The organism is Acinetobacter albensis (genome assembly GCF_900095025.1).
In the GTDB taxonomy this organism is placed as follows: Bacteria; Pseudomonadota; Gammaproteobacteria; order Pseudomonadales; family Moraxellaceae; genus Acinetobacter; species Acinetobacter albensis.
Genome location: NZ_FMBK01000001.1, coordinates 111,742 through 124,680, shown reverse-complemented (window position 1 = coordinate 124,680; position 12,939 = coordinate 111,742). Strand labels below are relative to the sequence as shown.

Genomic DNA, 12,939 nt, shown 5'->3' with positions numbered 1-12,939 from the left:
AAATGCAGCGTTTTTAGTTTTAGAAATATTGTAAAAATAAGCTTATTTTTTCTGTTTGCCTATCATTTTATCTAATCGTAATTTTTGATTGGCAAATCCATACAAAGCAGCAAAAGGTAAAGCACTTCGCGCTAAATAAGCAACACGCCATAAGCCCCCATGATTTGCTCCATGCATCATCAGTTCTAAAGGATGATCTAGATGCATTTCAGGATTGGCGACAGATTCAGGATGACGCAAGTCATGAATCCATAAGGCAGCCATTATTGCATTGGTCGTTTCAGGTTCAAATGATTCAACATCAAACAAGCTGGCCCCATTGAAAGCAGCTTTTAATAATGGATTTTTAGTCACCGAATGGGTGGTGGTCGATGGCGCAATATTAATACTGACCCGTTGCCCAGAATGGCGTGCCAAAGTTGCGCGCCATTGTTGGATGCGTTTTGCTAAAGCATAATTTGGTCCTTGTTCGACCACTAGACAGTCTGCAATTCCATACTCTTTGCCATTCTCTGAGGTAATGAGTGTGTGACGATTTTTTTTGAAAAAATACTGCCCAGAAACGGTCGCAATAGTTTTACTGATCATCTGCTGAGTTTTTGAACGTTGTTGAAATTTTTGACGTGATGCTGTGATGACTTCTTTAGGAACGGCATAGACATCGGTGGGTGTGCACATAAACATTAAACTGGTATCAGATTTTTGCTGACTCACATGTTGCATAATGCTGTCCATCGCCATCGAAACACGCACGTGTTTTTCACCATCTAAATACGCAATTGCTGCCAGATCAAGCTGATGTTCATTTTGACTTAACCAATGCGCAATTTCAGGTGTTTGCGTCAATAAGTCTGCGCCTAATTTTTCTTTCAAAATTGCGGTAGATGTATTTGGACTTAATTTTTCGCTACAAGGTGCGTATAAAGTGGCGTTGCCTTGTTGGATGGTTTTTAAGATTTTGCCCCAAATACGCTGGTTGGGCAGATCGACGGCAACAATATTGGCTTTCCATTTGGATAACCAAGTCAATGGACCTGCTTCTGAACCTGCTCCAAATAATACCAAAGTACGGTCAGAAAGATTAAACCATTCAGGATGCGATTGCGCAGTTCGTAAAGCATCAGCATGACTAGGTTCAATAATGCCAGTATCTTCCCAATGCTGAATTTGCGCGAGTAAAGCTTGCCCTTTTAATTTTTCACCCTTGTAAGGTACATACCATTCAGGTGCAGCATCATTTTCACCTTGAAGTTTAATGGTATATAAATTTTCTATTTTTACATCGTTCATCATATCTTTTAGCAAATAACGTTGACCGTTTCGATAAAAATGAAAACTATGATGTGCTTTATGTAATCCCTGCTTGGCGATGGTAATGGGATGTATACCATTACGAATACCTTGTTCAACCAACATTTTAAAATAATGAGGATAATGCTTACGCCAATTTTTTTCAGCTAAGGCTTTTTGAGAGGACTGGTGATCAACCATTGAAAGGGCTTCAGCAATAATTTCTTTTCCAGTTTGAGAGCTACTGGCTTTATGGCTAGAAGAGGGGATTGGAAATTGAAGACCATCGAATGATGTTGGCATGCAGAACTCGCAAAAGAGAATAATTAATATACAGACGTATACATTATCTATGCCAAATTCACCAATTGATTGGCATTAAGTGACAAAATGAAGTGAATTAATGTCGGATTTAATTGAAAAAATAAAAGCCTTCAGATGGCATATCCAATCGTGAAGGCTAAAATAATGAGTAAATATAGTTTAACAACGGCCTTTTTTAGCCTGACCCGGTGGACAAAAATCACCTCGGTCATGTGGATGAGAACTGCGATCAGGATCAACAACAATACTGCCGTCACGTGTATGAACAGCACAGGAAGTTAAAGCAAAACTTAGGAATAAACTCGTTAGTAACCCTATTTTTCTCATGACATTATCCTTAATTTATCTTCGCTATGTCATTTATTATATGAAATAAAATTGAATAAAATATATACAGAATTGTTATGTGAATGTTTCAAATTAATCAAAAGGTCACTTAAAAATATGAGTGAAAAATAAATATAAAAAAGGATTCTATTTATTAGAATCCCAAAAAGTAATTTAAAATCAATTAAAAGGGCAGTTGCATAAGTTGATTAATGAAGTGTGAAACAATACGTGGTTCTAGAATGATGGTCATAATGACACCATAAGCTGCACCCCATAAATGTGCGCTATGATTAATATTGGAGTTGCCACGTTTGCCTGACCAAATACTGTAGCTCACATATAAGATAGCAAAAATAATCGCTGGAACAGGAATAAAGAAAACAAAAATCAGTTTCCAAGGTTCAAACAAAATATAAGCGAATAAAACCGCTGATACCGCACCTGAAGCACCTAAACTTGCCCAGCGGTGATCATTTTTATGCTTGAGATAACTGGGAATAATTGCAACAATTAAACCGCCCAAATAGAACAACACAAAACCCAGATCAAAAAAATACTGGCGATAGAAGCTCTCAATGACACTACCAAAAAAGAACAAGGTAATCATATTAAAAATAAGATGAGCGCCATCTGCATGAATAAAACCATGGGTGACAAAACGATCATATTGTCCGCGCTGCATTGCCGGTGGCCAAAAAATAAGACGGTTCATGACTTTTTGGTTGGAAAAGGCGATCAGTGAAATAATGACCGTAATCAGAATCAGACTAACAGTATGATTAAAAGGTAAATCGAGCATGAAGTGAAAGTTCAACTTTTCAATATTTATAATTTATAATGCCATTAAAAGTGGGATTAAAATAAACTTTTATAATAATTCCGACAATTTTAGTTGATTTTTTTTTATTACCCCGCATCTTCAGTTAAAATGACAACTTCAGCTTGAGGAAATATTGTTATGTCGACTGAGAACATCAGCACTGCAGTTGCAGAAGAAATTCCAAATTTATTGATTACACCGACAGCGCAAGAGTATTTATTTGACTTGCTGGCAAAACAAAATACGCCTGGCATTGCTGTACGTGTGTTTGTAGAAAATGCGGGTACGCCTCGTGCTGAATGTTGTATGGCTTATAGCGCGCCTGAAGAAATTATTTCTACAGATTACAAACAAGATTATCCAGACTTTGCGGCTTATGTTGATGCACCATCAATTCCTTATCTATTAGATGCAGTGATTGATTACAATAAAGACCGTTTTGGTGGACAATTGACTTTTCGTGCACCCAATTCAAAAGTGCCCCGTGTAGGTGCAGATGCCTCAATTGAAGAGCGTATTACTTATGTCTTGCAAGCCGAAATTAATCCAGGTTTAGCAGGGCATGGCGGTAATTGTGCTTTAGTGGAAATGATCGAAGATGAAGAACACGGTTTAACGGCTGTATTGAAATTTGGTGGTGGTTGCCAAGGTTGTTCAGCGATTGATGTAACCTTAAAACAAGGTGTTGAAACGACTTTAAAACAGCATATTCCTGAACTATCGCGTGTGGTTGACCAAACGGACCACACTCAGGCAGAAGGCGCTTACTTCAAATAAGTTTAAATCAAGAAAAAACCTCCAAATATGGGGGTTTTTTTATGAGAAAAATAAATATGAATTTTGAACTGAGAAAAAGGTTCTTCTTTAAAAAAATCAGATAAAGCTTAAATTAATCTTAAAATAGGTAGCGAATTTAATAATTTTGATTAAAAATTAAACATAAAAACGAATATTAATGATAATAATTATCAATACTAATTGCAATTGAATTACTTTTTGTTACACTGTGCAACGAAAATTGCAATACTTATCCACTATTTGCCACTTGGGGACCTTGAATGACCAAGCGTATTCTTCGATCTGCATTATCGCTTTCAATTTTGTCTATTATTGCATCTGTTGCATCTGCAAATGATGAAAAAATTTCGTCTAGTTCTGAGCCGACCAAACTAGAAACGATTGTGGTCACTGCAGCGGGTTATGAACAAGATGTCAGCAAAGCACCGGCTTCAATGACAGTCATTACTCAGAAAGAATTAGAAACACGACAATATAATGATATTACCGATGTACTGAGAAATACACCGGGCGTAGTTGTTTCAGGGGCTGGGTCTGCGCAAACCATCAGTATTCGTGGCATGGGCTCAAGTTACACTTTATTTTTAGTCAATGGTAAGCGTCAATATTCTAAAGATGTAAATCCAAATGGCGATGACAGTGGTTTTGAGAAGAATATTTTACCGCCAATTTCAGCAATTGAGCGTATTGAAGTCATTCGTGGACCTGCATCTACTTTATATGGAAGTGATGCGATGGGGGGTGTCATCAATATTATTACTAAAAAAGTCAGCGATGAATGGTCAGGTACGGTTGAATTAGGCACGATTTTACAAGATTCGAATAATTCTGGAGAAATTAAGAATGGTTCGGTCTATCTCACTGGGCCTTTGATTGAAAATAAATTGGGAATGCAATTGGGGCTGAATAAACAAAAGCGCGAAGAAGACAGTTATGTTGGTGGCTTTCGTGGCACAGAAATAGAAAGTTTAAATTCTAGACTCACCTATTTAATCAATGATCAACATGATTTAGAGTTTGAAGCCAATTTTACCAAGCAAGAGTCAGAATCTACTGCAGGTAAAACAATTTTAAATACAGGAGCAGATTCTTACGGTCGAAATTATCGTGAAGTATTTGGCTTAACCCACAATGGTACATATAGCGATATATTGAATAGCAGTTCATACATCCAATATGAAAAGTCAAAAAATCCAGATCGTAAAAATGCGACTTCAGGTTTAAGCGGCATTGAACTTGAAACTTGGCTTGCCAATTCGCAGTGGAATTGGCAGTTGAGTAATCATAATTTAATTTCAGGCGTCTATTTTAAAAACGAGTCATTGGTTGATAGTGCAACCAATCAAAATGCAGACATGCCGATAACAGAACTGGAACGTTGGGCATTTGCAGTATTTGCAGAAGATACATGGTCCATTACAGATACATTTAACTTAACCACTGGTTTGCGTTATGACCATGACGAAAACTATGACGGTAATTTTTCTCCACGTGTATATGGTGTCTATAACCCGACCGATGCATGGACGTTTAAAGGCGGTGTATCCACTGGCTACAAACAACCTGACTTAAGACAATCTTCCAGTGAAGTACATTCTGTAACGGGTAAAGGCAGTGCCTTTATTATGGGAAATGATAATTTAAAACCAGAAAAATCGGTGAGTTATGAGCTAGGAACTGCGTGGCAGGGTGACAAGTCCAAAGCTTCACTGACGGCTTTCTATACTGAATATAAAGATAAAATTACTGAAGTACGCGACTGTTCATCACCCAATGGTAATAATAGTGATTCAGCTACATGGGCATGTGAGGATCCATTTGGACGTATAGATGCAGCCACAGGCAATGTACGTTTGTGGAATTTTATTAGTTCCCGAATTAATGTAGATGAAGCGACCATGCAAGGTGTTGAAGCTTCATTTGATACTGAGCTAGCAGAAGGGGTCAATTTAAACACCAATTATACTTACACAGAAACTGAGCAAAAATCGGGTGACTTAAAAGGGCAGCCTTTAAACCAAATACCAAAACATATGTTTAATGCCACTGTAGATTACAACCTCAATGATGCGCTAGATGTTTGGACACGCTTACACTATCGTAGTGAAACCTCGTCTTATTTAGGACGCGCTTCTATGTCTGAGCCGACGCCAGCCTATCAATTTTTAGATGTGGGTTTTAATTATCAGTTTACGCCTAGTTTAAAAGGCAAATTTGGCGTATATAACCTTTTAGATGAAAAAGCAGAAGATGCTGATGGCGATCAGGTTTTAGATGGTCGTCGCTATGGCATTAGTTTTGTTGCTAATTTCTAATAATATTCTTATAAAAATAGCCGCATTTGCGGCTTTTTTATTTAAGGATTTAAAATGTTCTGAGTTGTTTCTGCATAATAAAATTTTTCTAAATAAATTCTTGCTCGAGCTCTTAAATATTTAGACGAAACCATTTTTTGAATGAGAGGAGTCAGCAAAGATTGCAATTCATTTTGAACTAAGCGTTCATCAATATTCAAATCACGTAATAACAAATCAAATGAACGCTCTTGGTTGCGGATGTACCATGTATATATTCCGTCATGAAGTTGTTGTTTTAAATAGTCAGTTTGACGAAGATGATCCCAAATTTCATGGCCTAAACTGACGGTATTGGGCAAGTCCTGAACTTCGATATAATTTCTAAATACAGTCAAGGGCATATCTTTAATTTTATGCCATAAATTGGCTTGAAAGTGATAGAGTTTTTCATCATCAAAGTGTTGATTTAAAACATGTTCACTCATTTGACTTAACTTTAAAATATTTTTTTGTAGATAATGCGCGATCGTTTCATCCAAATTTGAGTCAGTGACCGTTTCTAAAACAGATTTGCCCATTTTCATAAAGCGCGATACGCCAGGAACGCGTTTTGCCATCAGTGAATTATCTAAATAATCTTGAATGGAGTGCTGAATCAATTGACTGATCATGGCTGAAAAAGCGGGATTGTTGACCACTGTTTTAATCAGGCGTTGTCGGTGACCACTTTTACTTGCGACATATTGTGCAATTTTATCAATTGTGCTGACAGGAATAATATCTGCAATCTTGGTATTTTCATTCACTGGGTGAATTAAGGCGAAATGAAGATGTTCCGTGATCTGCTCAATTAAAAAATGAGTGGTCGGTGTCGCTAAAATTTGTTTTTGTAAAAGGTCATGAATATGTTGAAAAGACCAAATATCTTTTAATTTTTGTTGGATGAACCAATGATAAAATTCTAAAAATTCAGTTTGAATCGTGGCAGTATGGGAAAATTCTTGCTCTAAAAAGTCAAGATGAGCTTCAATCAATTGCTCAATCATTGGATATTTTTGCATACTGTCTCTGCATGTTAATTCAAAGGGATAAGTTTATCAGCTAGCGGATTTTTTAACTTTTGTGTTTTAGCCAAAAAAGGTAAATAGTGCAAAGCGACTTGTTGTTGTGCTTCTAATATAGGCATATGACCGACATTATTTAAAATAACCGGCTTTTCTGCACGTTTTAACAAACCGTGTAATTCACTTGCTGCTTCAACATTAATAATTTTATCTTGTTTACCCCAAAGAATTAGTGTCGGTGCTTCTATAGTTCGGGTCAAACGAGCAAAAGATTCTGGTGTGTAAATATGATTTAAAGTGACCAATTGATTAATCATTTTACGGGTTTGAGACGCGTTAGCAATCAGTATTTTTTCTTGGATTTTTTTAAAATAAGGAGGCAAGGTCGGCGGTGTTTGCATGACTTGGTTTAAGACTTCATCTAAGTCACCAGGTTTAGAAACAATCAGGTTTTTGAGAAAATTGGGATCCTTGGTATAAGCGGTATTGGCTTGTTGATAAATACCTGCGCTATTCAGTAAAAATAAACTTTGGGTATCAAAAGGATATTGGGATGCATAAACAGTTGCAATTGATCCACCCAAAGAATGCCCTGCAATATTAAGTTTATCTGCTATATCAAGGGTTTCAACAAAGCGGCGTAAGCGTTCAGTCACATTCGGAATAGAAAGATCAAAATTATCGGCAACTTTTGTTGCACCGTTGCTTGGAAGGTCAGGAATAATGACATGATAATAAGGGGTTAGAAAATGTGCTACACCATTCCAATTGTCGCGGTTACCTGCCAAGCCATGAATTAGCAGAACAGCAGGTTTATTGCGTGCGCCACCTTCGCTATAGCTCCAAGTGACATCATTAATTTGAATCGTTTTACTGATTAAACCTGCAGCATCACGTTGTTTGATTAAATAATCTTGTACAGCAACAGACGGATCTATTTTTTGAGGTAAGGCAGCAAAAGAAAAACAAGAAAAACCGATTGAAATTGCTAAAGCTACACCCTGTAAAAAACGAGATAAATTTAAACTTAGTTGTGTCATTGATCATATCCTTATGTATAAATGACGAAAAAATTGTAGCAAACGCATCAAAAAATAATGAAATTTTGAAGCTATTTATTTTTTAAATATTTGTAGTTTATTGTAATTGCTCTTAGAAAAAAGTCACTTAAATATTTTCACAAATGAGCAAAATAAGGCTTCAAAGCGCAAAAAAATGGATTTTTTATGCCTATTTAAAGATGAGTAAATTTATTTATACGTGAGTTATAAATCGAACAGCTATTCTTTTTGCAAGTGACTTTCAGTTTTCATGAGATTAATATATTACAACTTAAAAACATTTTTGCTGGGAAAAAGAAATGCTAACAGCTCAAGAAGCTTTAGAACGTCTTAAAAAGGGTAACCAACGTTTCGTATCAGGTGACGCCACCTTGACCAAACAACTTTCCCATCAGCAAAGAGCAGAAATGGCGGAAAATCAAAATCCTTTTGCCATTGTTTTGGGCTGTTCTGATTCACGTGTGCCTGCAGAAATGGTGTTTGATCAGGGTTTAGGCGATTTATTCGTGATTCGGGTCGCAGGGAATGTGGTTGCACCGTCACAAGTCGGTAGTGTCGAGTTTGCCGCGGAACGTTATGATTGTGCTGTGGTCATTGTTTTAGGACACAGTCATTGTGGTGCGATTCAAGCCACGATTGATACTTTAATGAATCCAGATCATCCACCCTCATTAAATTTGATGTCGATTGTCAACCGTGTTCGTCCATCGGTTGAAACTTTAATGCAAACTGAATTGAAAAATGATTTATCTAAACTTTCTAAACATGCAGTGCGCTCAAATGTATTTGCCTCAGTCAATCAGCTACGTCATGGTTCTGCCGTTTTAGAACATTTAATTGCTCAAGGTAAGCTGCAAATTATCGGTGCAGAGTATTCTTTAGAAACAGGTGAAGTGTTATTTTTTGATTTTTAAAAGTAGAAAAATAGAGACATAGCTGTATTCGAAAATGCAGTGATAAAACGTATGCCAGTCAGTTAAAAATTGACTGGCTTTTTTATTTTTAAAGCATTATTGAATAATTTAAAAGCGATTAACGCTTATAAAAAAGTTATCCACTGCTCAGCAATTTTTTATAGCGCGCCTTTAATATAAGGATAGGCATTATTAAGTAAAATATTTTGTGCTTTGGCATGTGGATGAACTAAGTCGGACTGCATTAAGCTTTTATTGCCTGCAACACCATGTAGGAAAAAGGGCATTAATTTTACTTTGTGCTGTTGACTCACAATGCTGTAATTTTTTTCAAAAGCTTTGCTATAGGCTGAACCGTAATTTGGCGGAATTTTCATGCCTAACACAATCACTGTGGCTTTGGCTTTCTGGCTGTTTTGAATTAAGGTGGCTAAATTTTTTTGAATGAGTAACGGTGGCTGGCCACGTAAACCATCGTTTCCACCAAGCTCAATTACTACAACGTGGGGTTTATGGGTTTGAAGTAATTTTGGCAATCGTGCAACTGCGCCACTGGTGGTTTCACCACTCACACTGGCATTGACCACTTTATGCTGTTTCGGATACTGTTGGTCGAGGCGCTTTTGTAATAAATGTACCCATCCTTGTTGAGGTTGCATCCCATAAGCTGCACTAATACTGTCACCTAAAATCATAATGGTTTTAGCAGAGCCTAATACAGGTATGCAACATAAGCCAAACAATGCCAAGCAAGGCAATAGACGATTATTTAAATTACGATTTTGCATATAGGAATGTGATGACCCAAATGAACAGCGACAATTCCATCATGCCACAAGTGATTATCTCTGCACAGCAGTTGACACAAAAGATAAAGATTGCAGAAAAAGAGCTATGTATTTTCGAAAATTTAAACTTTGAAATCTATAGTGGTGAACAAATTGCGATTACCGGTCGTTCAGGGTCAGGCAAATCGACACTACTGGGAATTTTGGCTACATTGGATCAAGCCACTTCAGGAGCATTATCGGTATGTGGCGCATCTATTGCTGAACTGAATGAAGAGCAACGTGCATTGGTTCGTTTACAGCATATTGGATTTGTATTTCAATCTTTTCAGTTGTTGCCTCATTTGACCGCTTTAGACAATGTCATGATGCCACTGCGCTTACAAAAGAATTTTAATTTTGCGCTGGCGGAACAAAAGGCTTTGGATTTACTTAAAAAAGTGGGCTTAGAACGCCAAGCCATGCAAACGCCGAAAGTACTTTCAGGTGGAGAACAACAACGTGTTGCAATTGCGAGAGCATTAATCAGTGAACCAAAGATCATTTTTGCAGATGAACCCACGGGTAATTTGGATATGCAAACTGCCCAAGAAATTGAACAATTACTTTTTCAGTTAAATCAAGAATTCGGCACAACACTCATTTTGGTCACGCATGATGCTGAACTGGCAAAACAATGCCAACGTCATTTTGAATTATTTGATGGGGGTTTAATTGAACATATAAAGCAGGGGAGGTCTGAATGAATCCGCTCTTTAAACCACTTTTAACCCAAAGTTTAAAAACCACTGGGATCTATTTATTGATCATTGCTTTAACTTTGGCCATTAGTGCGACCACAGCACTAAAATTTAGCAATGAACAAATTCAAAATGCTGTAGCACTACAAGCCGCAGAAATGCTCGCTGCCGATTTAGTACTTTCAGATAATCAACCGCTTGAAAAGACATGGCAAGAGCAGGCAAATCATTTGTCACTCAAGCAATCGCAAGTCACCACCTTTAGTTCAATGGCACATACAGCTGATCAATTTGTCATGGTCAATGTGAAAGCGATTGATCAAGCTTTTCCTTTACGTGGTGAAATTCGCGTTGTTCCACAAGCAGCCAAAATTCAGGCAGGTGAGGTGTGGTTAAGTTCTCGTGCCATGGATTTATTACATGTGAACGTGGGCGATACGATTAATATTGCTGATGGTACATTTAAAGTTAGTGCGAAAATTCAACATGACTCTAATCAAGAATTAGGATTTTCTGGCTTTTCACCGACGGTCATTATTTCACAAGCTGATGTTGCCAAAACCAATGCTATTCAGGTTGGGAGTCGGGTCGAATATCGCCTCTTACTTGCTGGTGCTGCCCAAAAAATTCAAAATTTTGAACAAGTCTTTAAACAGTCTCAGCAAAAAATACAGAATAAAACAGCTTTAAATCCAGAAATGAACGATCAAAATGGCTTGAAACTGCGTAATGCCAGTGAAGGTAATACGCGTTTAATGAAGCCGATTGCAAACTTGGATACCTTTTTGCAATTAAGCAATATTTTAACAATTTTGTTATGTGGAATTGCAATTGCGTTAACCAGTCAGCGCTATGTACTGCAAAATCAGGATAATATCGCATTAATGCGCTGTATCGGTGCCAGTAAAAGCCAAATTCTGAGTGCTTATTTGCTTTTGCTAGCAGGCGTGCTATTCATGGCTATGCTCATTGGGAGCCTCATCGGGGTTGCATTGGGTTATGGCCTTTTACAATTGATGTTGCAGCTCATTCCGCATCTTCAAATTCAATTTTCTGCCTTGGATATGTTACTGGGACCATTACCGATCGCCATGCTCACCAGTGCTGTGGTTTTGTTAGGCTTTATTGTGCCCAGTTTGTGGCAATTACTAAATACGCCACCTATTCGTGTGATTCGCCAACAAGAGAAATCTGTTCAATCCCTGCTCTGGATGTTACTTATGGGTACAGCCAGTTTAGTGTTGTTTAGTGTCGTCCTGACCGAAAATATAATTTTGACTGCTTGGGTGATTGGGGCAATTATTATTTTATGTGCTGTGTTGTATAGCATTATTTGGAGCTGTTTAAAGTTAATTAGACGTTTGAAATGGTCAATTTCTGCCTACGTGCGTGCACCAAATCAGACGGCTTTTCAAATTACAGCTTTGGCATTGGGGTTAAGTCTAATTACTGTTTTGGCGGTGTTAAGAACTGATTTATTAGAACGATGGCAACAGCAATTGCCTGTTGGGACACCCAATCAATTTGTATATGGTTTACCGCCTTTTGACATGCCTATATTACAGGCAGAACTTGAGCAGCGAAATTGGTCAAGTACACCGTTGTATCCGAATATTCGAGGACGATTGATCGCGAAAAATGATCAACCTTTTTCAAATGAACTACTTAAAAGTAATAATACCTTAAGGCGTGAATTAAATTTAACACAAACCGCACAATATCCGACTGATAATAAAATTGTGCAAGGTTCAGCTGTGCTTCATCAAGCAGGTGATGTCTCAGTCGAAGCCAAGACGGCAGCAGAGCTAGGAATTAAAATTGGTGATCGTCTCACCTTTAGTTTGCCTGAAGGTTTGATTCAAGCCAAAGTGGTGAACTTTCGCAGTGTGGAATGGGAAAGTTTCAGTCCAAATTTTTTCTTTATCTTTGCACCTAAAACGATGGATGAAAATGCGGGCAGTTATTTGGGTAGTTTTTACGTCCCTGAACAAGATAAAAAACAACTGGTATCGGTGATTCAGCAATTTTCTAATACGGTTTTTATCGATGTCAGTTTAATTTTGGATGAAATAAAACGTCTGGTAAATGTATTGGTGCAAATTATCACTGTTTTAGCACTGTTGGTTAGTATTTCTGGAATTTTGGTCTTAATCGCTTGTTTAAATTTATTGATGGATGAGCGTAAGCGTGAAGTGGCTTTATTGCGTTCATTTGGTAGTTCTAAACAAAAACTAAAACAGATGATGACGCTGGAAATTGGTTTTATTGGCTTACTTGCGGGTATTGTTGCTTGTCTTTTTGCAGAGGTCATCAGTGCGGTTGCCAGTCAAAAAATGAATTTGATGGTTCAGATGCATTGGGAGATTTGGCTGATTTTACCTGTGCTTATGAGCATATTATGTGCCTTAATTGGACGTTATCGCCTCAGTTATTTATGTGATATTCCACCTCTACAAAGTTTACGCGAGATCAATCAATAACATATTGATCTCAAATCAAACTTGAAGAGAGCC

11 protein-coding genes are annotated in these 12,939 nt (G+C 37.4%); 5 read left to right on the top strand and 6 right to left on the bottom strand.

The window, feature by feature from the left end; genetic code table 11:
- Positions 1–42 precede the first annotated feature (42 nt).
- The 3 genes from GA0116959_RS00560 to GA0116959_RS00550 all read right to left on the bottom strand — a co-directional run bounded on the left by GA0116959_RS00560 (position 43) and on the right by GA0116959_RS00550 (position 2,743).
- Positions 43–1,593 (bottom strand): hypothetical protein, encoded by a 1,551-nt coding sequence (locus tag GA0116959_RS00560; protein ID WP_092717194.1) that lies wholly within the window; start codon positions 1,591–1,593, stop codon positions 43–45.
- Between the two features lie 180 nt (positions 1,594–1,773).
- The gene (locus tag GA0116959_RS14225; protein ID WP_092717191.1) at positions 1,774–1,941 is read right to left on the bottom strand and encodes a hypothetical protein; all 168 of its coding nucleotides are present in this window, start codon (positions 1,939–1,941) and stop codon (positions 1,774–1,776) included.
- Between the two features lie 184 nt (positions 1,942–2,125).
- Positions 2,126–2,743, bottom strand: coding sequence for a rhomboid family intramembrane serine protease (locus tag GA0116959_RS00550; RefSeq protein WP_092717189.1), 618 nt, complete (start codon positions 2,741–2,743; stop codon positions 2,126–2,128).
- Positions 2,744–2,902: 159 nt separating this feature from the next.
- On the opposite strand from GA0116959_RS00550, the gene nfuA reads away from it, so the two are divergent.
- Both nfuA and GA0116959_RS00540 read left to right on the top strand, forming a co-directional pair.
- Positions 2,903–3,541 carry a Fe-S biogenesis protein NfuA gene (gene nfuA, locus GA0116959_RS00545; RefSeq protein WP_053578466.1) on the top strand — a complete coding sequence of 213 codons (639 nt, stop codon included), beginning with the start codon at positions 2,903–2,905 and terminating at the stop codon, positions 3,539–3,541.
- A 281-nt stretch (positions 3,542–3,822) separates the two neighbouring features.
- Positions 3,823–5,877, top strand: a complete 2,055-nt coding sequence (locus GA0116959_RS00540; RefSeq protein WP_092717186.1) for a TonB-dependent receptor domain-containing protein — start codon at positions 3,823–3,825, stop codon at positions 5,875–5,877.
- Between the two features lie 41 nt (positions 5,878–5,918).
- Here GA0116959_RS00540 and GA0116959_RS00535 read toward each other — a convergent pair whose 3' ends face one another.
- Both GA0116959_RS00535 and GA0116959_RS00530 read right to left on the bottom strand, forming a co-directional pair.
- Entirely contained in the window at positions 5,919–6,920 is a 1,002-nt protein-coding gene (locus tag GA0116959_RS00535) for a hypothetical protein (RefSeq protein ID WP_092717183.1), read from the bottom strand.
- A 14-nt stretch (positions 6,921–6,934) separates the two neighbouring features.
- Positions 6,935–7,963 carry an alpha/beta fold hydrolase gene (locus GA0116959_RS00530; RefSeq protein ID WP_092717181.1) on the bottom strand — a complete coding sequence of 343 codons (1,029 nt, stop codon included), beginning with the start codon at positions 7,961–7,963 and terminating at the stop codon, positions 6,935–6,937.
- 320 nt (positions 7,964–8,283) lie between these two features.
- Here GA0116959_RS00530 and GA0116959_RS00525 point away from each other — a divergent pair, with 320 nt between their 5' ends.
- Positions 8,284–8,898 (top strand): carbonic anhydrase, encoded by a 615-nt coding sequence (locus GA0116959_RS00525; RefSeq protein ID WP_092717178.1) that lies wholly within the window; start codon positions 8,284–8,286, stop codon positions 8,896–8,898.
- Between the two features lie 158 nt (positions 8,899–9,056).
- Here GA0116959_RS00525 and GA0116959_RS00520 read toward each other — a convergent pair whose 3' ends face one another.
- The gene (locus GA0116959_RS00520) at positions 9,057–9,686 is read right to left on the bottom strand and encodes an arylesterase (RefSeq protein ID WP_092717175.1); all 630 of its coding nucleotides are present in this window, start codon (positions 9,684–9,686) and stop codon (positions 9,057–9,059) included.
- A gap of 11 nt (positions 9,687–9,697) precedes the next feature.
- On the opposite strand from GA0116959_RS00520, the gene GA0116959_RS00515 reads away from it, so the two are divergent.
- Positions 9,698–10,432 carry an ABC transporter ATP-binding protein gene (locus GA0116959_RS00515; RefSeq protein ID WP_092717173.1) on the top strand — a complete coding sequence of 245 codons (735 nt, stop codon included), beginning with the start codon at positions 9,698–9,700 and terminating at the stop codon, positions 10,430–10,432.
- Positions 10,429–12,906: an ABC transporter permease gene (locus GA0116959_RS00510; protein WP_092717170.1), complete on the top strand. Its 2,478-nt coding sequence runs from the start codon at positions 10,429–10,431 to the stop codon at positions 12,904–12,906. Before GA0116959_RS00515 ends, GA0116959_RS00510 begins: the two co-directional genes overlap by 4 nt.
- Positions 12,907–12,939 lie beyond the last annotated feature (33 nt).